Here is a 22,807-nt window from a genome sequence, read left to right on the forward strand (position 1 = left end):
ACCGTCGCCGGTATGGCAAAAACGCTTAACGTGATTGAGCGGTGTGAGCATCGATACGTGGCCCGTGCTTGCTTAAACTTACCCACCAAGACAGGCGCGACTGTGAGCCAGGCTCAACCACCCGGATACAGGCAAGCGTGACATCACTCGCCATCTGCGTCATTTCATGGCGACCACCTCAACACTCATTCAGTAGTGCTGCTGATACGGAGAAGGTCATGGTTGACATCGATACATTGCTTGCCAGCATACATCTGGTTGGCCAGTACTATCAGGAGCAGCTGGCACTCGGTATGCGCATGCTCGGCGGCGGTGGAAGTCAGTCTGCCGAGACAGCCTCCAAGGCCGACCGTCGATTCGATGCGCCTGAATGGAATCAGTATCCAGTCTTCGACTTCATCCGCCAGTCGTATCTGCAGACCTCAAAAGCGTTGCTCGACGCGATCGAACTGGCTCAACTGGATGCGAATTCCAAGGAGCTGATGCGGTTCTATACCCGGCAGTTGATCGACGCGACATCACCGGCGAACTTTGCGATGACCAACCCTGAGGTGCTCGCGCTTGCCATGGAGACAAAGGGTGAGAGTTTCGCAAATGGCTTGAAGAACCTGATGCAGGACCTCGAGAAGGGGCGGATTTCGTTGTCCGGCACCGCGGCGTTCGAAGTGGGCGGCAACCTCGCGAATACGGCCGGTTCGGTGGTCTATGAGAATGATCTGATTCAGCTGATCCAGTACTCGCCCATGACCGGGAAGGTGAAGGCGGTCCCGCTTCTTGTCGTTCCGTCGGTCGTCAACAAGTACTACATTCTCGATCTGACGCCGGAGACGTCATTGGTACGGTACCTGGTTTCGCAAGGCTTTACGGTGTTCATCGTCTCCTGGCGCAACATCACGCCGCAGTTGCAGGGGCGAACCTGGGACGACTATGTCGGCGACGGCGTGCTCAAGGCGATCGAGGTGGCCCGCGAGATCAGCGGGTGCGAGCAGATCAATGCGGTCGGCTATTGCGTGGGCGGCGCATTGCTCAGCAGTGCGCTCGCCGTGCGCGCGGCCCACGGACAGTGGCCGGTGGCGAGCATGACCTTGTTGATGAGCATGCTTGAATTCTCGGATCCGGGCGAGATCGGCGTCTATATGAATCCGGCGACGATCGCGCAGCGCGAGGCGATGTATGCCAACGGGGGGCTCGTCTCGGGCAAGGAACTCACCATGGCCTTCTCGAGTCTTCGCGCGAACGATCTGATCTGGTCGTTCGTGGTCAACAACTACCTCAAGGGCAAAACGCCCGATGCGTTCGACCTGTTCTACTGGAACATGGACGACAGCAATCTGCCGGGGCCGATGTTCGCCTATTACCTTCGCCACTGCTACATCGAAAACAAGCTTGTCCAGCCGGACGCATTGTCGATGCTCGGCACACCCGTTGATTTGGGGCGCATTGGCGTTCCGACCTACCTGTTCGCCGCATCGGACGATCATCTGGTGCCATGGCGATCGGCGTATGAGAGCGTGACTCATCTCAATGGAGACGTCGAGTTCGTACTCGGCGGCGGCGGACACATCACCGGACCGATCAACCCTGTCTCGAAGAACAAGCGCAACTACTGGGTCGATGGGCAGCTCGGCGAGCAACCCGATGAATGGCTGGCGTCCGCGCGATCGATGGGCGGCAGCTGGTGGCCTCATTGGGCCGCGTGGCTTGCAAAGCAGTCGGGCGGCGTCATCGATGCGCGCTCGCCACTCGGGAGCGCGATGCACCAGGAGATCGAGCCCGCACCTGGACGTTATGTGACTGAGCGGGTGCGCTGATCAATATGCATCAGTTTATCGATCAGACGGCGGGGATTCTCTGCGAGGACCTTTACCTGCCGCTGTCGGCATCCGGCGTGCGTCTCCATCTGCGCAGGAAATACCCTGCATCGGGCGCGGCACGGGCCGGCTGTAGCGTGATCGTTTTCGTTCACGGCGCGACTTACTCGGGCGTCCCGGCATTCGATCCTGCACTGCCCGGCGGATCCTGGCTGGACTTTGTGGCGGCATGCGGACATGACGCGTATGCGATTGATATACGCGGTTATGGCTTATCGTCGCCTCCCGGCACCGTCTTGAGCGATTGGCGGGCGCAAAAGCCGTATGCGCGGACCGATGAGGCTATTGCGGATTTAAGCGCAGCCGTTGATTTCATTCTTGCGAGAACCGGCGCGGACCGTGTGGATCTCGTCGGTTGGTCATGGGGAACCGCCATTTCCGGCGGATACGCGTCGACACATGAAGGCAAGGTAGGGCGCCTTGTGTTGTATGCGCCGTTGTGGATCGTGCGAAGAAGGGTGGACTGGCCTCTGGCACTTGCTCCACTCGCGATATTCCCCGCATTGGCACCGCTGTATGTGGCAAGTCTTGCGGCTTTTCGTACCACCGATCTCGCGGAGGTGCGTCGCCGATGGTTTCGCGGACTCGACTCACGTACCGCCGCCGAGCTTTGCCCTGACGACATACTGGAACGCTGGTGGCAACAGGTGATCAGCGCCGATCCGGTCGGCGCGGCACATGCACCGCCGAGACTGACCGTGCCGACAGGTGTTGTCGCCGACTTGCTCGAATATTGGGCCGCCGGGGTTCCCACCTACGATCCGGCGCGTATCACCGTGCCGGTCATGTTGATTCTGGGTGAGTGGGACGTCGATACGCCACCCGAGATGGCCCAGGAACTGTTCAGCCGGTTGACGGCCGCACCGTACAAGCGCCTGGAAGTGCTCGGGCGCGGTACGCATTCGATGTCGCTCGAGGCTAATCGTTTCGATCTCTATCAGCGCGTCGGATTGTTCTTGAGCACACCCATCCCCTCCTTTGAAAAGGACACGAAATGATTGAACTCGAATTTGTCGACGACGGCGCGATCGCCTGCGCGACGCTGAAGCGCCCACCCGCGAACGCGTTTAGCGCGGAAGGATTGTTGCAGTTGAAAGAGGCGATCGAGGCGCTGAATACGAACCCGCGCGTGCGCGCACTCGTGATCACCGGCGACGGCCCGAAATTCTTCAGCGCGGGCGCGGACCTGAACACGTTCGCGGACGGCGATCGCGCGGTTGCGCGCGAGATGGCCGCGCGCTTCGGCGCGGCATTCGAGACGCTCGCCGACGCCCGCATCGTGACGATCGCGGCGATCAATGGCTATGCGATGGGCGGCGGGCTCGAATGCGCGCTCGCGTGCGACATCCGCGTGGCGGAAGAGCATGCGCAGATGGCGCTGCCCGAAGCGTCGGTCGGGCTGCTGCCGTCCGGGCTCGGCACGCAAACGCTGCCCTGGCTCGTCGGTGAAGGCTGGGCGAAGAAAATGATCCTCGCGGGCGTGCGCGTCGATGCGTCGACCGCGCTGCGGATCGGTCTTGTCGAGGATGTCGTCGAGCGCGGCGCATCGCGCGACGCGGCGCTCGCGCTGGCACGCGGCGTGGCGAAGCAAAGTCCGCACGGCGTCGCTTACAGCAAGGAATTGATCGCGCTCGCGCGGCGGGGCGTGCCGAGAAGCGCGGCGCTTGCGGTCGAGCGCGAGCGCTTCGTCGACCTGTTCGACACGCCCGATCCACGCGAAGGCGTCGCCGCATTTCTCGGCAAGCGCGCGCCGCATTGGGCGATCGACGCGCGCTGACGAAGATGAGGGCGCCGATCACGGCGCCCGTCTTTCAAGAGGAGCGTTCGGGCCCCTGTCCGGTCGTGGACGGCAGGTGTCCGAATCGAGACCGGTAGTATTGCGCGAAGCGCCCCGGGTGAGCAATCCCGCATTCGAACGCCGCTGCCGCCACTGATGTGCCGGCCAGGATCCGCTCGCGCGCCACATCGAGCCTGAGATCGCGCAGATACCGCATCGGCGAGACTTTATGGTGACGCTTGAAACTGGTTTGCAGGGTCCGCACGCTGACGCCTGTCGCCTCGGCGATTTCCTCGAGGCTCACGTTCTGGAAGAGATGCTCGCGGATGAACAACTCGGCGCGCCGCACTTCGCTTCTCGCATCGGGCGGCCGATCGATATCCTGGATGGCCGGCAGAACGGTGTTCACGAGTAACGCAACCATGAGCGCTTCGGTATGCTCGCGTATGCCGTGGTGTTTGACGATCGCTTCGATCGACGCTTGCGACGACAGGAGAAACTGGATGTAGTCGAACCAGGGCCCGAGCGCCGGGTTCGTGATGTCGAAGTGAACGCCGTTGCGCAGGAGATGCCGCCCGAGCAGGCTGGACTCGATGCGAATCACCAGTCGGACGCAGTCGCGGGAGAATCGCGCGCGCATCACCCCTCGAGGACAGGCGAAATATCCCTGGTTGGCACGCAGCGCAACGACGTGGCCGTTATCCGCGACTTCACCGGAGCCTTCCAGGCACACGATCATCACCGCGTAATCGCCTTGCCCGGTGGCCTCGATCGCGGCGGCCGTTCCCAATGCCACCACGGCGATCGAGAAAACGCCAATCTGAATGCCGCTCACGCGAGCCGGACGGACGACGCCACCCAGTGGCTTCACGATGGTTGGCGCGAGGTATCGGGACAGATGCCGGCCCATCTCCGCAGGTTCGGACGACCTCAAAAAGGGAAGCTTGTGGCGAACGAGCAAATGCATCCTGGCTCCACCAGGCACCGACGGGTGCGCCTGTCTCATGGCGTCTAGAGCTTAGGCAGCAAAAGTCAACGTGGTCAATTGGGGTTCGTGCGCATCCGACGGGCGTTGCGACGCTATGCGCCGACGAACTTGATTTCCCTGCGCTTTTCGATGAACGCTGTCACGCCCCGCGCGAAATCTTCCGTGTTGGCGCAGGTCTGGAACGACTCGAGTTCCGCGGATAACTGCTGCTCGAGACTGTGTCCGGATGACGTGCGCAGAAGTCGCTTCGTTTGCCCGTACGCGACCGTGGGGCCGGCCGCAAGCGCGCTCAACAGCTTGTCCGTTTCGTCAGCGAGGTCTTCCTTCGCTGTCACGCGATTGACGAGTCCGAGTTGCAAGGCCTGATCCGCCGTCAGGCTTTCTCCGAGCAGCGCGATGCCCATGGCTTTGCGCAAGCCGATCATGCGGGGCAACATCCAGGACAGGCCAACATCCGGACTCGTGCCAATCTGTGTATAGCCAAATGAAAACTGCACGTCCTGGGACGCAATGGCCAGGTCACAGGCAAGTGCCACACTCATGCCGGCTCCCGCCACCGGGCCATGCAGGCTCGCCACGACCGGAAAAGGGAGGGAGACCAGGATCGAAAGCGCTTCATTCATCGGCTCGATGATGATCCTGGCCGTCTCGGCCGCGCGAGAAAAATCCTCATGGAAGCAACTGAGATCGCCGCCGGCCATGAATGCGCGTCCTTCGCCGCTGATGACGACGGCGCGGCAATTCCGGTCCGCTTGAATGTCCCGGCAGCGTTGAAGAAAGCACGCGGCCAGCTCCGGAGAAATCGCGTTGAGATGACGCGGCCGGTTGAAGCGCACGCGCGCGATACCGTTTTGCATGTCCAGCAACACAGCATCTTCATGGCGATCCGTCATTTTGTCCTCCAAAGGAATAAAAAGCTTTCGGCCTGACTTGTACTGGAAGAAGCCGCGTCCGCGTTTCCGGCCGAGGGATCCTGCGTCCGCCACTTCAATCGATTGCGAGCGGGTACAGGTTCTCGTCGAATCGATCGAGACTCGGGAACGGCAGAGGCGCTTCATTCATCAGGGACGGCAGCCGCTTTCGCCATGCGTCCAGATACTCCAACCGCTTTTCGTGGGTCACGTAGGGCACGTGCCACGCGATGAACGGCTCAAGCACATCGAGGCCGGTATACGCGAGGGTGCCCTGCAAAAGGTGTTTCAACATGCCCTCGAGCGGACCGTGTACGCCGTTTGTGTCGAACATGTGCACCTGCCCCCCCAGCGTGAGGCTCACGATGACGCGCTTTCCCCGCAGGCCGCCGCGGTCGTAAAAGCGCATGCCGCCGTAGACGGCCCCGGAGACGAGGACCCGATCGAGCCAGCCCTTGAGAATCGCGGGGGTGGAACACCAGAACAGCGGAAAATTCAGGACGAGCAAGTCGCAGTCGATGAGCTTCTTCAGTTCGCTCTGGATATCGTCCGCCAACGTCCCGTTTGACACGCCGTGGCGCTGCTCCAGCGCATACACGCAGTACTCCGGATCCGCTCTCGTTCCAAAGTCGTTCGCGGAAGCAACGGGATTGAAGCCCATCGCGTACAGGTCCGACACCTGGACTTCGTGCCCGGCCTCGCGGAACACCGCTTCCGCGGTGGTCTTGAGCGTGGAGCTGAACGATTTCGGCTCCGGATGTGCGTGGACGATAAAAACTTTCATGGCGGAAGCATCCCTATCAAGTGAAGCAGGAAACAATTCAACAACGCTTGATGAGCAGTTTCCCTGCGCGATGACGGGTTGTACATTGTCTAAACCGACATAAATTATGCGAAACAGGACACGCTCAGATCGGGTAAAGCGGAGCTTCGCCCTTCACGGTGAGCCATTGCCATTGCGTGAACTCTTCCCAATTGGCTGAGCCGCCGATGCTCGTGCCGTTGCCCGAGGCCCCCACGCCGCCAAACGGATTGATCACTTCGTCGTTGATGGTCTGATCGTTGATGTGCAGAAGCCCCGTGCGCAGACGTTCGCCCATGCGCAGCGCGCGGCCGATGTCCGGCGTGATGACGGCCATCGAGAGTCCGTACTCCGTGTCGTTCGCCAGCGCGATGGCTTCCTCATCGGTGTCGAAAGGCACGACGACGGCGACCGGCCCGAAGATCTCTTCGTGGAACACCGGGTTTTGCGCGGTCACGCCGCTCAGCACCGTCGGCTCGAAGAACAGGTCGCGGAAGCCTCCGCCCGTCTCGATGCGTGCGCCCGCTTGTTGAGCGGAGGCCAGCACACCGACGACGTGATCTCGCTGCGCGGCGTTGATGAGGGGGCCGAGCGTCACGTTGTCGGTGGCCGGATTGCCGACCGTCAGGCTTTGCGCCTTCGCGACGAGCTTGTGCAGGAAGCTGTCGTAGATCTTGCGGTGCACGAGCACGCGGCCCGATGCCATGCAGATCTGGCCCTGGTGCAGGTATGCACCCCACGCCGTATTGGCGACCGCGAGATCGAGGTCCGCATCGTCGAGGACGATCAGCGAATTCTTGCCGCCCAGTTCGAGCGAGACCTTCTTCAGATGGCGGCCGGCGGCTTCGCCCACCTTGCGGCCGGCGGCGGTGGAGCCCGTGAACTGGATCATCGCGATATGCGGGTCGCTCGTCAGCGCCGCGCCCGCCGCGCCGTCACCGGGCAGTACCTGCAGCACGCCCGCCGGCAGGCCGGCCAGCTCGAACAGCCGCGCGATCGCGAAACCACCGCAAATCGCGGTGCGCGGGTCCGGCTTGAGCACGACCGCATTGCCGAGCGCCAGCGCGGGCGCAACCGCGCGCATGGCCAGATACAGCGGGAAATTGAATGGCGAGATCACGCCGACCACGCCCAGCGGACGGCGGCGCGCGAGCGACAGGCGGCCCGGCACGGAGGGCAGCACCTCGCCCGCCGCGCGCGACGGAAGCGCGCTCGCTTCGAGCAGTGCCTTCACGGTCCCTTGCGTTTCGAACGCGGCTTTGCCGCGCGTCGAGCCGCTTTCGCGCACGATCCAGTCGGCGATCTCGTCGAACGTTTCTTCGGCGAGCCGAGCGGCCCGGCGCAGGACGGCGGCGCGTTCGTCGTAGTGCAGTGCGGCCCAAGCCTGCTGCGCGTCGTACGCCGCCTTCGACGCGGCGGCGACGAACGCGGCATCGGCCATGCCGATGCGCGCGAGGTGTTCGCCTGTCGCGGGTTCGATGACGTCGGTCGTGGTTGCGCCGTCACGCCACGTACCGGTGAAGAGCCGGCCGTGCCAGACGTCGCGATCGAGAAGGCGGGGGGATGCATTGATGCTCATGGTGACTCCGGTGTCGACGGCGATTGCATGCGTGAGTGAGTGCTGATTGCGGATAGTAGTTAACTCATTAATCGACTGCTAGATGATGGGCTGCAACGGATTGTTTTGACGGTGTCGTCAATCAAGATCGATTTCATTGGAATGGATATCCGATTTTTCCTCGTATCGGGAAGGGACGGGCATGTCACGCGTGCCGCCGGGCCAGACAGGCGTGGCGTGGGCCTTCAGGCGTTTGCGTAAACTGGATATTGGCGCTTCATTTGCGCGTAAATCGGATAGATTTGGTTAATCGGACTGCATAAGATGAACTCACCGGAATGAGACAAAGATGCTTCATCGGAAGGAGATGAATATGGTCCGATACCAGAAACTGGTTCGTGTCGAATTGAATGTCACGAATCTCGATCTGTCCAGCAAGTTTTACGAAGAGATCGTCGGGCTGCAATGGGTCGGCGCCAATCCGGACGGCTCGGTGTCGTTTCTCTGCGGCACGGACGACTGCGTGGTGGTGCTGCACGAATCCGTCATCCCCGGCTACCGATCGCTTGGATTGACACTGGAGGACGATTCGGCTTTCGACGCACTGCACCGGCAGTTGGGCGAGCACGGGGTGGCTTACGATGTCGCGTCGCCCGAAGAGTGCGACGCGCGCGGTCTTGTGCGCGCGACGCGCATCGCCGAACCCCACACCCACGCGGCGTTCGAGTTCTGCCTGGTTCACGGCGCCGCCACGCCCCCCGAATTCATGCCGACGGTCGCGAAAATCCAGCGCCTTGGCCATGTGGTTTTCTGTACGCCGCAGCGTGCGGAGGCCGTGGCATTCATGCATGGCGTGCTGGGTTTTGCCACGTCGGATGATATCGACGGCATGATCACGCTGATGCGGCCGCCGCCCAGCCCCTATCACCATGGGATAGGCGTCGGGCGCGGCCCGCATCATGGTCTGCACCACGTCAATTTCATGGTGTCCGAGATCGACGATATCGGTGTGGCGATCAATCGCTTCAAGCGCGCGGGCGTTCCGATCGTTTTCGGACCCGGTCGCCATCCGGCGTCGAACAGTGTCTTCCTCTATTTTCTGGACCCGGACGGCCTGACGCTCGAATACAGTTTCGGCATGGAAGAGTTCCCCGAGGTCGCCCCGCGCCAGCCGAGGGTGCTGCCTGCCCGGCCGGAATCGCTCGATGACTGGGGCGGCACCCGGGATCCGCGGATGTCGGCGACCGGCCTGGTGCAGCCTTACCGTGTCGGCTCGGGGTGGCAGACGCCGACGGAGGACGCAGCATGAGCGCGCCGACCGTCGACATTCACACGCATATCGTTCCACACGATTTCCCGGCCTACGCCGGCACGTCGCCCGTCCCGTCCTGGCCGCAGATGGCCGAATGCGCGCAGTGCAATCACCGCAACGTGATGATCGACGGAAAGCTGTTCCGCACGGTGTCTCACGAGTGCTGGGACGTGCAGCAGCGTCTGCATCATATGGAGAAGACGGGTATCGGCCGGCAGGTGCTGTCGCCGATGCCGGAGCTGCTGTCGTACTGGATGCCGGCGCAGGATGCGCTCGTGCTATGCCGGCATATCAACGAGACGATGGCGGAGATGGTCGCGCAGGCGCCCGAGCGTTTCGTTGCGCTGGGCTGCGTGCCGCTGCAGGACCCGGACCTCGCGGCGCGCGAGCTCGAGCGCCTGATGAAAATGGGCGCCTTCCGTGGGGTCGAGATCGGCACGAACATCGACGACGTGGTGATCGGCGACCCGCGCTTCGAACCGTTCTTCGCCGCGGCCGAGGAGCTCGGCGCGTCGATCTTCGTGCACCCGTTGCGGGCCGTCGGGATGAACCGGCTGATCGGCCCGCCGGGCCTGATCCAGCTGGTGGCCTTTCCGGGCGAGAACGCGCTGGCGGCCGCGTCGTTGATTACCGGTGGCGTGCTCGAGCGCCATCCCCGGCTGCGCATCGCCTTCAGTCATGGCGCGGGCGGATTCGCACTCACGCTGCCGCGCCTTGCGGCCGGCTGGGAGCAGCTCGCGCTGGGGCACCGGAGGTCGCCGTGGGAGCAGGCGCGCAGCTTGTTCTATGACACGCTCGTCTACGATGGGCCGACGCTCGAGCATCTGATCTCGACCTTTGGCGCGACGCAACTCTGCATCGGGTCCGATCATCCGTTCGTGATCCAGGATACCCGGCCGGTGCAGCGACTCGATCAGATCGATGTGGACGACGACACCCGGCACCTGCTGTTGTCGGGCAACGCGATGCGCTTCCTGGGCGAATCGCCGCCGGACGCCGTCCATTCCCATCATTGACCCGTGAACTCATCCCTTTCGGAGACCATCGCAATCATGGAAGAGAGCAATCGCCAGGTCTGGCTGAAGTCCAGGCCGAACGGCATCCCGCAAGCCGAGGACTTCGCCATCCGGATGGCACCCATCCCCACGCCGTCGGACGGTGAATTCGTGGTCCGCAATAGTTACCTGTCCGTCGATCCGGCGATGCGGGGCTGGATTGCCGACACGAGCACGTACTGGCCCCGGATCGAGGTGGGCGATACGATGCGCGCGTTCTCCGTCGGCGAAGTGATTGCGTCGCGACACCCCGACTACGCGGTGGGCGAGCAGGTGATGGGCATCTTCGGCTGGCAGGACTATGCGGCCGTGCGCCCTCAACAGGTGATGCGCAAGGTGCGCGAGCACGATCTGCCGTTGTCGCTATCGCTGGGCGTGCTCGGCCTCAACGGGCTGACCGCATACTTCGGACTGCTCGACGTCTGCCAGCCGAAGCCGGGCGAGACGGTCGTCGTGTCCACCGCGGCCGGGGCCGTCGGTTCCGCCGTGGGCCAGATCGCGCGCATCAAGGGTTGCCGGGTGATCGGCATCGCGGGCGGAGAAGACAAGGTCCGGCAATGCATGGAGGAATTCGGCTACGACGCCGCCATCGACTACAAGCGCGAGCCGGATCTCGACGCGGCGCTGCGCAAAGCGTGCCCGGACGGAATCGACGCATACTTCGACAATACCTCCGGCGCGGCGCTCGACGCGGTGGTGCGCCAGATCAACGTGCATGCGCGGATCGCGATCTGCGGCACGGCTTCGTTCGCGAGCTGGGAGCCGTGGAACGTGGGGCCGCGCCCGGAGCGGCATCTGCTGGTCAAACGCGCGACGATGCGCGGTTTCCTGACGACCGATTTCGAGGCCCGCTATGAAGAGGCGATCGCGGATCTGGCGGGCTGGATTCGCGCCGGACAGTTGAAGTATCGCGAGGATGTGCGTGAAGGCATGGAGGCCGCGCCGGGACTGATCCGGACGCTGTACGACGGCGGCAACGCCGGCAAGCTGCTGATCCGCCTGCGCGACGAGCACGCGCCGGCCGACGGAGGTCAGTGATGAACGCGCCGAAAGCATCCCGCAAGGTCATCCTGAGCTGCGCGGTCACGGGCTCGATCCATACGCCGTCGATGAGCCCGTATCTGCCGGTGACGCCGGCCGAGATCGCGCGCGAATCCATCGCGGCGGCCGAGGCCGGCGCAGCCGTGCTGCACCTGCACGCGCGCAACCCGCGCGATGGCAGCCCGACGCCGGATCCCGACGTATTCATGGAGTTTCTCCCCCGGATCGGCGAGGCCTGCGATGCGATCGTGAACATCACGACCGGAGGCGGGCAGGGCATGTCGCTCGACGATCGCCTGGCCGCGGCGCTGCGCGCGTCGCCGGAGCTGGCGTCGTTGAACATGGGCTCGATGAACTTCGGGCTGTTCCCGGCCCTCGATCGCTACCAGGAATTCCGCCACGACTGGGAGGCGCCGTATCTCGAGCGCTCGCGCGACTGGATCTTCCGCAACACGTTCGCCGACATCGAGCAGATTCTCGAGCGGCTCGGCAAAGGGCATGGCACGCGTTTCGAGTTCGAGTGCTACGACGTCAGCCACCTGTACACGCTGGCCAACTTCCTGGACCGCAAGCTGGTGACGCCGCCGCTGTTCGTGCAATCGATCTTCGGGGTGCTGGGCGGGCAGGGCGCGGACACGGAAAACCTGCTGCACGCGAAACGGATCGCCGACAAGCTGTTCGGTGACGACTACCACTGGTCCGTCATGGCGGTGGGGCGCCACCAGCTCGGCTTCACGACGATGGGCGCGCTGAACGGCGGGCATGCGCGCGTGGGCCTCGAGGACAGCCTGTATGCGGGCAAGGGACGGCTGGCGACCTCCAACGCGGAGCAGGTGGCGCTGTTGCGAGGTGTGCTCGAAACGCTGTCGCTGGAGATTGCCACGCCGGCGGAAGCGCGTGCGCTGCTCGACCTGAAGGGCGCGGACAACGTGAACTTCTGACGCGCGCGGGTCACCCCAACTCGCCGCAACGTATCGACCCGGGTGACGGGATCGCATGAATCAAACTAGCGAAATGGAGAGCAGAACGTGTCGAGATCGATAGTCCGTTATGAGGACAACGGAATGATCCGTTGGGGAGAACTCCTCGGCCCCGCGCCGCAGACCGGGGACGACGCCGTCCGGTTGGCGCCGCTTCCGTTGCAGTGCGCAACGACGGCGGAATTCCTGGCCGAGGCGTCCGGTCTTGGCGCCGCCGACGAGAAGCAGGCGGTGACGATCAACGCGTCGGCACTGATGTCGCCGGTCACCGCCGATGCCGCGTTGATCTGCCAGGGGCTCAACTATGCGTCGCATGCACAGGAAGCGAAGCACGCCGAGCGCAAGACCAACCTGATATTCGGCAAGGCGGGATCGTCGATCACGGGCCCGTACGACGAGATCGTGCGCCCGGCCGAGGTCGAGCTGCTGGACTACGAGGTCGAGTTCGCCCTCGTGATGCGCAAGCCGCTCGGTGCTCAGGATCGGATCAGCCGCGAGAACATCGGCGAGTATGTCGCCGGCGTCGTGCTCTGCAACGACGTCTCGGCGCGCGACGTCCAGTTCGGGGAATCGCTGCTGCAATGGTTCCGGGGCAAGAGCTATCGCACGTTCTGTCCGGTCGGCCCCGTGCTTTGGCTGCTGGAGCCGGGCGAAGTCGCGTCCGCGCTCGAACGGCTGGAGATCCATCTGCATGTGAACGGCGAGCTGCGACAGCACGCGACGTCGCAACAGTTGATCTGGAAGCCGGTGGAGACGCTCAACTTCGTGGGCACGATCCTGGACATGCGCGTGGGCGACCTGCTGCTGACCGGCACGCCCGGTGGCGTGACGACGCCGGTTACGCCGCGCATGGTCGAGATCATCCAGACGCATCTTCTGCATGACGAAATCAGGCGGGACGAACTTCGCATCGAGATGACGAAGGGCCGCCCGTTCCTTCGGCCCGGCGATGTCGTCACCGCGACGCTGACCGACACCGCGAGCGGCCAGGTGCTCGGCGGGCTGCGCAACACCGTCGCGGGTGTGGTCCCGCAATAGCCGGACCGGGCCGGCACGGAATCGCGGGTGTCGTCCCGCCATAGCCGGATCAGGCCGGCACCGAAACGAGGAAAGGAGACACACGTGAGAGCAGAGGCAGGCGGCCAGTTGGTGGGAGAGTCCGACGGCTCCATGAGGAACTGGCTCGTCCCTGCGGGTGGCACGCTCGGATTGATCGTCGGAAACGGGCCGATCAGCGTGTTCGCGTTCGGTGTGTTCATGGTGCCGCTACAGAGCGCGTTCGGCTGGAGTCGTGCGTCGCTTGGCCTCGCGACGGCGCTTTGCGCGCTGGTATCGGCGCTGTCGCTGCCGTTCGTGGGCCTGCTGATGGACAAATTCGGCGTGCGGCGTCTGCTGGCATGGGGAATTGGCCTGTTTGGACTCAATGTCGCGCTGATTGGCCAGGCGCACGGTCTGACGGGGTTCATCCTGCTCACGGCGCTGACGGGCCTGACGGGCGCCGCTCAGAGCCCAATGGGCTACGTCAAGTCGATCGCGAGCTACTTCGATCGCCGACGCGGGCTGGCCATCGGCATCGCGATGAGCGGCATCGGGTTGGGTACCGCGCTCATTCCGCAGTACGTGCAATGGCTCATTGGGGCCTACGGCTGGCGTGCCGGCTATCTGGGGCTCGGCGCGGCGATCGTCGTCGTCGCGCTGCCGGCCGTCGGATTGCTGCTGCGCGAGCCGCGGGCCAATCCGCAGGTCAATCCGCTCGTCGATTATCCGCCCGCGTCGACCGCACAGGGGCCCGGCCTCGGTCTTCGTCAGGCGATTCGGCTTCGCGCGTTCTGGTGTATCGCGGGCACCGTGCTGCTGGCGTCGATTGCCGTCAACGGGGCGCTCGTCCATGTGGTGCCGCTGCTGGTCGATGCCGGGTGGACGCCGGGCGCGGCGGCGCGGGTGCTCGCGGCGGCCGGAGTCGCGGGGTTGGTGGGGCGCTTGCTGGCCGGCTATCTGATGGACCGGATGTTCGCCGCTTATGTCACGTCGACTTTTTTCGCGCTCGCGATCGTGGGCCTCTATCTGCTCGGAAGCCGTTCCAATCCGGTGCTGGGCATGGTGGCGATCGGGCTTGCCGCGGGCGCGGAGGTCGACATGGTCGGCTTCTTCGTGTCTCGCTATTTTGGCCTGAAGCGTTTCGGAGAGCTATACGGCGTGTTCTTCTCGATCTTCACCGTAGGGGCCGGCCTGGGGCCGTTTCTGCTGGGGGCCGCGTCGACCCGCTTCCATAGCTACCAGATCGGGTTTATCGGCTGCGGCGTGGCGCTCGCGATGGCCAGCGTCTGCATCCTGGCCGTCGGGCCGTATGCGTATGTTTCGCCCGACGATGCGCGTGCGGGGGCCGGGGCGAGTGCGGCTTAGGCCGGCCATGCACGTGCGCCGTCGGCGCAACATTCAACTTGACGTTTCATGTTCGAGAGATTGAGGGAGTCGATATGAGCATTTCGATTACGGTGAATGGGAAACGTCATCGTCTGAGTGTGGCGGCGGATACGCCATTGCTCTACGTGCTGCGCAACGACCTTCAATTGAACGGCCCGAAGTTCGGTTGTGGACAGGCGCAGTGCGGCGCATGCACGGTCATGGTCGGCAACGATGCGACGCGCTCCTGCGTGGTGCCGGTCGGCGCGGTAGGCGAGGCCCGGGTGACCACGGTCGAGGGCCTGGGCCACGGCGAACGGCTTCATGCGTTGCAGAAGGCTTTCCTTGCCGAGCAGGCCGCGCAGTGCGGCTATTGCTCGAGCGGCATGCTGATGGCGGCGAAGGCACTATTGGACCGAAACCCGGACCCGGATCCGGCGACGATCCGGCGCGAGCTGGCCGGCCAGAAATGCCGGTGCGGCGCGCACAACCGGATCGTGCGCGCGATTCAGCGCGCGGCACGGGAGTTGCAGGAATGAAGACCACTAACCTTTCCAGACGCGCGTTCGTCAAGCTGGCCGGCGCGGTGGTCGCCACCTTTTCGCTGGCGCCGTTTTCCGAGTTCGCGCGGGCCGAGCCCAATTTACCGATCGATCTTCGCGGCAATCACCGGCTCGACGGCTGGATTCGAGTCGACGAGGCGGGCACGGTCACGATCTTCACGGGAAAGGCCGAGTTGGGGCAGGGTATTCTCACCGCGCTGTTGCAGATCGCCGCGGACGAACTCGACGTGGACCTGGCCCGCGTGCGCATGATTTCCGCCGATACGTCTCGCAGTCCGAATGAAAATTATACCTTCGGCAGCCAATCGATCGAACAGGGCGGAGGGGCGTTGCGCGTTGCCTCGGCACAGGCGAGGGCGGTCTTGCTCGGCGTCGCGAGCCAGCGATTCAACGTGCCGGTCGCGGATCTGCGCGTCGAGAACGGCGTGATTCTGGCCTCGGATGGCCGTCGCATCACCTACGCGGAGATCGCGAAGAACGAGCGGGAACTGCTCGCGCGCGAGGTGACGGCGGACGTCACGCCAAAGCGTCCGTCGGAGTACAAGCTGGTCGGCAAGTCGGTTCCGCGCATCGACTTCGCGGCAAAGTTCACCGGCGGAGCGGCATTCGTTCAGGATATGCGTCTGCCCGGCATGCTGTTCGGCCGAATCGTCCGGCCCCCGAGGATGGGCGCGCGGCTCGTATCGGTTGACGACGCACCCGTCAAGGCGCTCGCAGGGGTCGTTGCCGTGGTGCGAAATGGCGATTTTCTCGGTGTCGTCGCCGAGCGCGAAGAGCAGGCGATTGCGGCGCGCAGCGCATTGCAGGCGGCCGCGCACTGGAGCGCGGACGATGTGGCGCTGCCGGACCCGGACCATCTCCAGGCCGCGCTGCTGCACTGGCGAAGCGAAGATGCCGTGGTGGGCGTGTCGGGGCAGGATGCGCCCGCGCCGAATGTCGCGACGCGACTGGAGGCGACCTACTCTCGCCCGTACTTGTCGCACGCTTCGATTGGACCTTCGTGCTCCGTGGCGCTGCTCAAGGACGGGCACATGACCGTCTGGTCTCACACGCAGGGCGCGTTTCCGCTGCGGGGCAATCTCGCGACGGTGCTCGGCATGCCCACGAATGCGGTCGACGTGGTGCACGTGCCCGGCGCGGGATGCTACGGCCACAATGGCGCCGACGATGTGGCGCTGGACGCGGCGCTGCTCGCTCGCGAAGTGGCGGGACGGCCGGTCAAGCTCCAATGGATGCGCGACGACGAATTCGCATGGGCGCCGATCGGTCCGGCCATGGTGATGCGCGTGGAGGCGGGTCTTTCCGGAGAAGGCCGCATCGTCGACTGGAACTACGACATATGGAGCAATTCGCACGCGATGCGGCCAGGCCAGCCGGGCGGCGTCAATCTGCTGGCCGCGTGGCACCTCGCGAAGCCCTTTCAGCCATCGGCGCCCGTGCCGATTCCGCAGCCCTATGGCAACGGCGACCGCAACGCGGTGCCGCTCTACGATCTGGCGCGCAAGAAAATCACGAACCATCTGCTGCTGGATGCTCCGATTCGTACGAGCTCGCTCCGCACGCTGGGCGCGCACGGCAATATATTTGCGATCGAGTCGTTCATGGACGAACTCGCGCTCGCGGCGAATGCCGATCCGGTTGCGTTCCGTCTCGCGCACCTGAGCGATCCGCGTGCGATCGCCGTGGTGCGGGAGGCGGCGCGACGCTCCGGATGGCAGGCCGGGTCGAAGGGCGATGGGCAGCATGGACGCGGCTTTGCCTATGCGCGCTACAAAAACATCAGCGCCTATGTGGCGGTCGTCGTCGATGTGCACGTTGACCGCTCCACCGGCGTGATCAGCGTGACCCACGTGACTGCGGCCGCTGACGTGGGCCGCGTGATCAATCCCGACGGCGTGAGAAACCAGCTCGAAGGCGGCATCGTCCAGTCGCTGAGCTGGGCGCTCAAGGAACGCGTGATGTTCAGCCGCAGCGAAATCACCACCCGCGGCTGGCAGGACTACCCGATCCTGACCTTCGACGAGGTGCCGCCGATCGACATCGTGCTGGTGGAGCCTCCCGATGCGGGTTCCCTCGGCGCGGGCGAATGTTCGGTCGGCCCGACGGGCGCTGCGTTGGCGAACGGGGTCGCGCATGCAAGCGGTGCCCGCTTGCGCGATCTACCGATGGCGCCGGCCAGGGTTCTCGAGCGTCTGGCTTGAATTCAGCGTTTTGACGAACCGATAAAATCGAGAATCCAGGCGCTGTATTCCGAGTCGACCGAAATGCTTGACGGTGCCGTACGCGCTATATTTTCAAGAGAGATTTTTTTCGTATCGCGTGGTGCATAGCCAAATGTCGCCTTGAACGCCCGGCTAAATTGCTTGTCGTTTGAAAAGCCATGCTCGCACGCGATCTCACCGACACGTATTGTCCGAGCGGTCGGTTCGGCCAATGCGGCATGCGCGCGCTGCAAGCGTTGGTTCTGAATGTAATGTGAAACGCCAGAGGTCGATTCGAACAATCTGTAAAGCGACGACCGGGAAACGCCCACTTCCTTGCAAATTCGATCGACGCCCAGGCTAGGTTCAGTGAGGTGAGCCTCGATGAATGTTCGGACTCGCTGCGCCAGTAGATGATTGATCTCGCTTTGCGTCTCCACTAACCGGTCGCGGTCGTTTTGTAAGCACGCGAGTACCAGTTGCGCGGTTGCCATCCCCACGTTCAATGCATCCACGCCGGATATGGAGTCGATTCTGAAATTCAGGGATCGAATGTAGTCGGATAGCAAAAAAAATAGGGGGCCGGATAATTTTTTCCCATGCAAGGATGATAGGTCGAATGGAAACAATCGACGTGGCAGGTTGACGTAGGTCGCATCACCGAGTGTGATGGTGGCATCGAGCGGCAGCGCCGAATCAAAAAAATACAAATCTCCTGCGCGGGCATCAATTACCTCGTTGGCGGCGTACCCTTGCGTCGATTCCGTGAGGTGCAGTTTGAGATAGTAATGATCGGAATTTCCGCCTCCAAAAGGTCGAAACGGCTGGCGTACACGATAAGACTGCGGGCTGATATAAGGCAGCGTTTTTCGATTGACCAATATAGCCTGTCCCAGGCTGATCGCCTGCATTGACATTTCGAACGGATCATGGGTCCCCGAGGTTGAGCTGAATTCAACCAAGCCGGAATGCTGGGCGCGCCAGGCATCAAGCCGTTCCCGTCGAGGTAAATCGCACGTCGAAAACGTGAAGATCGGAGGGCGTGAATCCGCTTCCATTTAGCACCATCCATGTGACGCAATGGATCTCGATTGTCTCAATTTTCCCTGTTTCGAGTGTGAAGGATTGTCAAATCCATCGATTCGATCTCATACGTGTTGAAACGGGCTCCGTGATGCCGATTGAATAATCGTCCGCGGTATTCGGATGCGGCATCTTAAAAAGTCTGATGAATGAGAATCTCGTCATGCTCATTGGTCATCTGATTTTTTTAAATCCTCCGGGATGAGAAAGGATGGGACGCATCGCGGGGAAGTTGGGACGTTTTGGGGTGCGCGCGGCGTGGCGATACGTAATATTTCACAACAAATCATCCATTTTTGTTCAAGGTTAATGGATTGGTTAGCGGGGTTTTTATCCTTGTGAAATTTATTTCCGCGGATAAGTGTGGCTGATGAACTTATGGTGGAGGAAGAATTGAATAAATCATCCAAAACAAAATATAGTAAAACCTGCGGCATCGTGGTGGTGGTCGGTGAGCATTGTCGGAGTCAGGTTCGTGCTGGTTCTCCGGGTACCAGCGTTGACGGTTTTGTGAGAGGGAGGCAGCACTTCATTCGATATCCGAACCGTTTGGGGATCGCCGCGGCAATAGCGATGCTGTTCGGCCTTGCCGCGCAAGGCACGGCGTTTGCCGAGTACGCTGCTGGCGGCGGTACCGTAAATGGCGCCAGCTATGGCGCGGTGGCGCTCGGCACGTCGGCATATGTAAGTAGTGGGTCGACTGCGTTTGGCGGAGTGGCGATCGGTGGCTCTGCCGCTGTCAATAACACCACTCCAGGAGCTTCCGATGCAGGGGTGGCGATTGGCGGTTATTCACAGGCAGTGAGTACATCTCCATCGGGTTCTTCGCCAGTGGCGATTGGAGCAAGCGCTAAAGCGACGGGCGCCGGTTCGCAGGTCGCGATCGGGGATCAGGCTATCGCGAGTGGAAAAAATGCTGTTGCGATCGGTGGAAATGCATATAGCGCAGGTACCTCTGCAACGGGTGATTACGCCGAGGCGATCGGGCCGGGTGCGCACGCGACGGCCAATTATGCGAATGCAATCGGGTATGCCGCAAACGCCGCAGGTATCGGTGCGGTGGCACTTGGCGGTAATAGCGTCACCGGCGCCAGTGCGGCGGGCAATGCTTCCTTCGCGGTGGGCGGGGGCGCTTCGGCGCAGACGGTAGGCGCGATCGCAGTTGGCGCGGCGGGTACCGGTGGCGTCGCCGATGGGGGGGCGGGAGCCACCGCGAAGACGGGCGCGGGCGTGATCGCGTTGGGTGCGGGCGGTGCCGGCGGTTCCGTGGCGGGGGCGATCGGCGGAGCTGGCGCGATGGCGACCGGCTCGGGGGCGATTGCGTTGGGGGATGGCGGCGCGGGCGGAACCGCGGCGGCTGGCGTCGGCGGCGCTGGAGCCAATGCGAGCGGTACGGGTTCCGTCGCAATCGGCTCGGGAACGGCGGGCTCGGCGGTGGCGGGTATGTCCGGTGCAAGCGCGAGCGCGACAAATACGACCGCGCTCGGCACGGGCACTGTCGCCAATGCCGCAGGCGCAACGGCTATCGGCGGCAACGCAACGGCCGGCGCCCAGGCGAGCGCGACCGACGCCGTCGCCATTGGTGGTCAATCCAGCGTGGCGGCTGGCGCCACGTCGGGCATTGCGGTGGGGCGTGGTGCCACCGTCGGCGGTAACTACGGCATCGCTGAAGGCGATGGCGCAACTGCCAATAACGCCAACGATGTGGCACTGGGTTCCGGGTCGAGCACCTCAGCCGCGGTCCAGACCTCGAGCGTGACGGTGGGCGGTGCGACATATGCGGTGCAGGGCACGAATCCGCTAAGCACGGTCAGTGTCGGCGCGGTCAACGCGGAGCGCACCGTGACCAACGTGGCCGCCGGCAGAGTCGGCGCGACGAGCACGGATGCGGTGAATGGATCGGAGCTTTATGCAACGAATCAAGCGATCGCGGCAGCCCAGGCATCGGGCTTGAATTTTACCGATGCAACTGGCACGAATGTCGTGCACGAAAACCTGGGGGGGACGCTCCCGATTATCGGTGCCACGGCGAGCGCGGTAAGCGCACTGTCGTCGGCGACGCCGACGAACGGGACCTACAGTTCAGCCAACGTTCAGACGTATGCGAATTCGTCGACCGGGCAATTGCAGATCCAGTTTGCGAATAATCCGGTATTCACGAGCGTGGAGACGGGTAATTCGCTGCTGAACAACAACGGCTTGACGATCACGGGCGGTCCGAGCCTGACGAGCAGCGGGCTCAACGCGGCCAACACGACGATCACGAACGTGGCGCCTGGCGCAGTCAGCAAAACAAGCACGGATGCCGTCAATGGATCGCAACTTTATGAGGCCAGCCAGCAGATCGATCAATTGACGAATTCGGTAGCCAACGGCGGGGTAGGGCCGGTGCAGTACAGTAACCCGAGTACGCCGACCACGCCGAATGGCGGCACACCCACGCAGGATCTTACGTTGGTGGGTGCGACGTCGGCACCCGTTGCGCTGCATAACGTCGCGCCCGGCGTTGCCCCGACGGATGCGGTCAATATGAATCAACTGGGTGGCGTCGCGAGCGCGCTCGGCGGTGGAGCCGCGGTTAATCCGACCACTGGGGCGATTACGGCACCCTCGTACACGGTGAACTACGCCGATGGTACCGCCGGTACAGTGAACAATGTGAACGCTGCGCTGCAAGCTATCAACACCACCGGCATCAAGTACTTCCACGCCAACAGTACGGCGCCGGATAGCCAGGCACTCGGGCAAGACAGCGTAGCGATCGGGCCGAACGCGATTGCCAATGACACGGACGACGTCGCATTGGGTGCCGGGAGCATCGCTTCGGCGGCGGTGGCGACACCTGGCGCTGTGATCAACGGCGTGACGTACACGTATGCGGGCGGCGCGCCGATCGGAACCGTTAGTATCGGGGCGCCTGGCGCCGAGCGCACGATCACCCATGTCGCCGCGGGCCAGGTGAACGGCACCAGCACCGATGCGATCAATGGTTCGCAGCTCAATGCCACCGACCAGGCGATCACGGCTTTGGCAACCAAAGTCAGCAGCCTTGGCAGCACTGTGGCGAGCAATCTCGGTGGCGGCGCTGCGTTCAACGATGCTACCGGTGCCGTCAGTGCGCCGAACTACAACTTCAGTTCGTCGACCGGGGGCTCGGGCAACAATGGCGGCGGATCTGGCGCGAGTGCCGTGAATAACGTCGGAGCAGGGCTGCAGGCCGCCTCCAACAGGTGGGTCACGGGTAATCCGGCGACGTATGCCGCGCCGCAGGCGACTGGAGCGAACAGCACCGCGGTCGGCAGTGGGGCCGTCAGCAGCGGCAGCAATTCCGTGGCATTGGGCAATCACTCCAGCGACGGTGGCCGTGCCGATGTGGTCAGTGTCGGATCGGTTGGCGCAGAGCGTCAGGTCACGAACGTCGCGGCCGGAACCGCCGCGACTGACGCAGTCAATGTCAGTCAGCTCAACGTCTCGATAGGCCAAGTGAACAACTACGTCAGCCAGCAGATCAACGGTTTGCAACAGGACATCGATTCGACGGCGCGCAATGCTTACTCGGGGGTGGCCGCCGCGACAGCGCTGACGATGATCCCGGATGTCGACAAGGACAAGACGCTGGCGTTAGGCGTTGGCTCGGGTTTTTACCACGGTTATGCGGCTGTCGCCATCGGCGGCACGGCACGTGTAACCGAAAACATCAAAGTGCGCGCCGGTGTCAGCTCCAGCCCGGGCAATGGCACTGCGTTTGGCGCGGGCGCGTCGATGCAGTGGTAAGCCTTGTGATCGAATCCAGAGAGACGATATCAAAATGATGAAGACTGCAGTGTTATCTCCGTTGGCGCTGGCCCTGGTACTCGCGGCTTGTACGAGTGCATCGGGTCCGACCTTCAATGCGTACCAGGTTAATCCGCAAGACGGCGTGCCGACCTATCGTGTCGAATGCCATGGACTCGTGGAAAGTTCTCGAGTCTGCCAGGACCACGCTCGCGAAATCTGTCACGACCAGATCGTTAGGCCGATCGAGGAGCGAGCGCGGCTCGGACACCCGGATGATGCGCGCACGCTGACATTCCAGTGCGGCGCTTTGCCGGCCGAGTCGAGCGTGGACGCTGCGCCGGTCGCCGCATCGGTCGAGCTCAAACACCTCGACTTGGCTGGCGACGCGAATTTCGAGTTCGACCGAGCTGAACTGACGCCCCGTGCAAAAGAATAGCTCGACGAATTCCTGACGGAAAGCCACGGTCGGATGTTTCGTCGGGTCG

18 protein-coding genes are annotated in these 22,807 nt (G+C 63.2%); 13 read left to right on the plus strand and 5 right to left on the minus strand.

Annotation, left to right across the window (positions count from 1 at the left end; genetic code table 11):
* The first annotated feature begins 218 nt into the window (after window positions 1-218).
* Genes HZI36_RS14185 through HZI36_RS14195 form a run of 3 tightly spaced genes read left to right on the plus strand, consistent with a single transcriptional unit; the run spans window position 219 to window position 3,648 of the window.
* Window positions 219-1,811, plus strand: coding sequence for a PHA/PHB synthase family protein (locus HZI36_RS14185; RefSeq protein WP_179403272.1), 1,593 nt, complete (start codon window positions 219-221; stop codon window positions 1,809-1,811).
* A gap of 5 nt (window positions 1,812-1,816) precedes the next feature.
* The gene (locus tag HZI36_RS14190; protein WP_179403273.1) at window positions 1,817-2,869 is read left to right on the plus strand and encodes an alpha/beta hydrolase; all 1,053 of its coding nucleotides are present in this window, start codon (window positions 1,817-1,819) and stop codon (window positions 2,867-2,869) included.
* A complete protein-coding gene (locus HZI36_RS14195; RefSeq protein ID WP_179403274.1) occupies window positions 2,866-3,648 on the plus strand; it encodes an enoyl-CoA hydratase in 783 nt (260 codons plus the stop codon). Before HZI36_RS14190 ends, HZI36_RS14195 begins: the two co-directional genes overlap by 4 nt.
* A 34-nt stretch (window positions 3,649-3,682) precedes the next feature.
* Here the strand turns inward: HZI36_RS14195 and HZI36_RS14200 are convergent, their stop codons facing one another.
* From HZI36_RS14200 to HZI36_RS14215, 4 genes are all read right to left on the minus strand, one after another.
* Entirely contained in the window at window positions 3,683-4,615 is a 933-nt protein-coding gene (locus HZI36_RS14200) for an AraC family transcriptional regulator (RefSeq protein WP_179403275.1), read from the minus strand.
* A gap of 113 nt (window positions 4,616-4,728) precedes the next feature.
* Window positions 4,729-5,529, minus strand: coding sequence for an enoyl-CoA hydratase/isomerase family protein (locus HZI36_RS14205; protein WP_179403276.1), 801 nt, complete (start codon window positions 5,527-5,529; stop codon window positions 4,729-4,731).
* A 94-nt stretch (window positions 5,530-5,623) separates the two neighbouring features.
* On the minus strand, window positions 5,624-6,331 hold the full coding sequence (locus tag HZI36_RS14210; protein ID WP_179403277.1) for an NAD(P)H-dependent oxidoreductase: 708 nt from the start codon (window positions 6,329-6,331) through the stop codon (window positions 5,624-5,626).
* Between the two features lie 124 nt (window positions 6,332-6,455).
* Window positions 6,456-7,928, minus strand: coding sequence for a benzaldehyde dehydrogenase (locus HZI36_RS14215; RefSeq protein WP_179403278.1), 1,473 nt, complete (start codon window positions 7,926-7,928; stop codon window positions 6,456-6,458).
* 352 nt (window positions 7,929-8,280) lie between these two features.
* Between HZI36_RS14215 and HZI36_RS14220 the strand changes: the two genes are divergently transcribed.
* The 8 genes from HZI36_RS14220 to HZI36_RS14255 all read left to right on the plus strand — a co-directional run bounded on the left by HZI36_RS14220 (window position 8,281) and on the right by HZI36_RS14255 (window position 17,462).
* Entirely contained in the window at window positions 8,281-9,216 is a 936-nt protein-coding gene (locus HZI36_RS14220; RefSeq protein ID WP_179403279.1) for a VOC family protein, read from the plus strand.
* Window positions 9,213-10,235, plus strand: a complete 1,023-nt coding sequence (locus tag HZI36_RS14225) for an amidohydrolase family protein (protein ID WP_179403280.1) — start codon at window positions 9,213-9,215, stop codon at window positions 10,233-10,235. The genes HZI36_RS14220 and HZI36_RS14225 overlap by 4 nt, the downstream gene beginning before the upstream one ends.
* A gap of 36 nt (window positions 10,236-10,271) precedes the next feature.
* Window positions 10,272-11,312, plus strand: a complete 1,041-nt coding sequence (locus tag HZI36_RS14230; protein ID WP_179403281.1) for an NADP-dependent oxidoreductase — start codon at window positions 10,272-10,274, stop codon at window positions 11,310-11,312.
* Complete coding sequence (gene kce / locus HZI36_RS14235) at window positions 11,312-12,256, plus strand: 3,5-dioxohexanoate:acetyl-CoA acetone transferase (protein WP_179403282.1); 945 nt, start codon at window positions 11,312-11,314, stop codon at window positions 12,254-12,256. The genes HZI36_RS14230 and kce overlap by 1 nt, the downstream gene beginning before the upstream one ends.
* A 123-nt stretch (window positions 12,257-12,379) precedes the next feature.
* Window positions 12,380-13,333, plus strand: coding sequence for a fumarylacetoacetate hydrolase family protein (locus HZI36_RS14240; RefSeq protein ID WP_179403283.1), 954 nt, complete (start codon window positions 12,380-12,382; stop codon window positions 13,331-13,333).
* Window positions 13,334-13,465: 132 nt separating this feature from the next.
* Complete coding sequence (locus HZI36_RS14245) at window positions 13,466-14,698, plus strand: MFS transporter (RefSeq protein ID WP_179403284.1); 1,233 nt, start codon at window positions 13,466-13,468, stop codon at window positions 14,696-14,698.
* A gap of 74 nt (window positions 14,699-14,772) precedes the next feature.
* Window positions 14,773-15,237: a (2Fe-2S)-binding protein gene (locus tag HZI36_RS14250; RefSeq protein ID WP_179403285.1), complete on the plus strand. Its 465-nt coding sequence runs from the start codon at window positions 14,773-14,775 to the stop codon at window positions 15,235-15,237.
* Entirely contained in the window at window positions 15,234-17,462 is a 2,229-nt protein-coding gene (locus tag HZI36_RS14255; protein ID WP_179403286.1) for a xanthine dehydrogenase family protein molybdopterin-binding subunit, read from the plus strand. The genes HZI36_RS14250 and HZI36_RS14255 overlap by 4 nt, the downstream gene beginning before the upstream one ends.
* A 2-nt stretch (window positions 17,463-17,464) precedes the next feature.
* Here HZI36_RS14255 and HZI36_RS14260 read toward each other — a convergent pair whose 3' ends face one another.
* Complete coding sequence (locus tag HZI36_RS14260) at window positions 17,465-18,520, minus strand: helix-turn-helix domain-containing protein (RefSeq protein ID WP_179403287.1); 1,056 nt, start codon at window positions 18,518-18,520, stop codon at window positions 17,465-17,467.
* Between the two features lie 388 nt (window positions 18,521-18,908).
* Between HZI36_RS14260 and HZI36_RS14265 the strand changes: the two genes are divergently transcribed.
* The gene (locus HZI36_RS14265) at window positions 18,909-22,319 is read left to right on the plus strand and encodes a YadA-like family protein (protein ID WP_179403288.1); all 3,411 of its coding nucleotides are present in this window, start codon (window positions 18,909-18,911) and stop codon (window positions 22,317-22,319) included.
* A gap of 34 nt (window positions 22,320-22,353) precedes the next feature.
* A complete protein-coding gene (locus tag HZI36_RS14270; RefSeq protein WP_179403289.1) occupies window positions 22,354-22,758 on the plus strand; it encodes a hypothetical protein in 405 nt (134 codons plus the stop codon).
* Window positions 22,759-22,807 lie beyond the last annotated feature (49 nt).

This window comes from Burkholderia guangdongensis (assembly GCF_013403875.1).
Classification (GTDB): domain Bacteria; phylum Pseudomonadota; class Gammaproteobacteria; order Burkholderiales; family Burkholderiaceae; genus Burkholderia; species Burkholderia guangdongensis.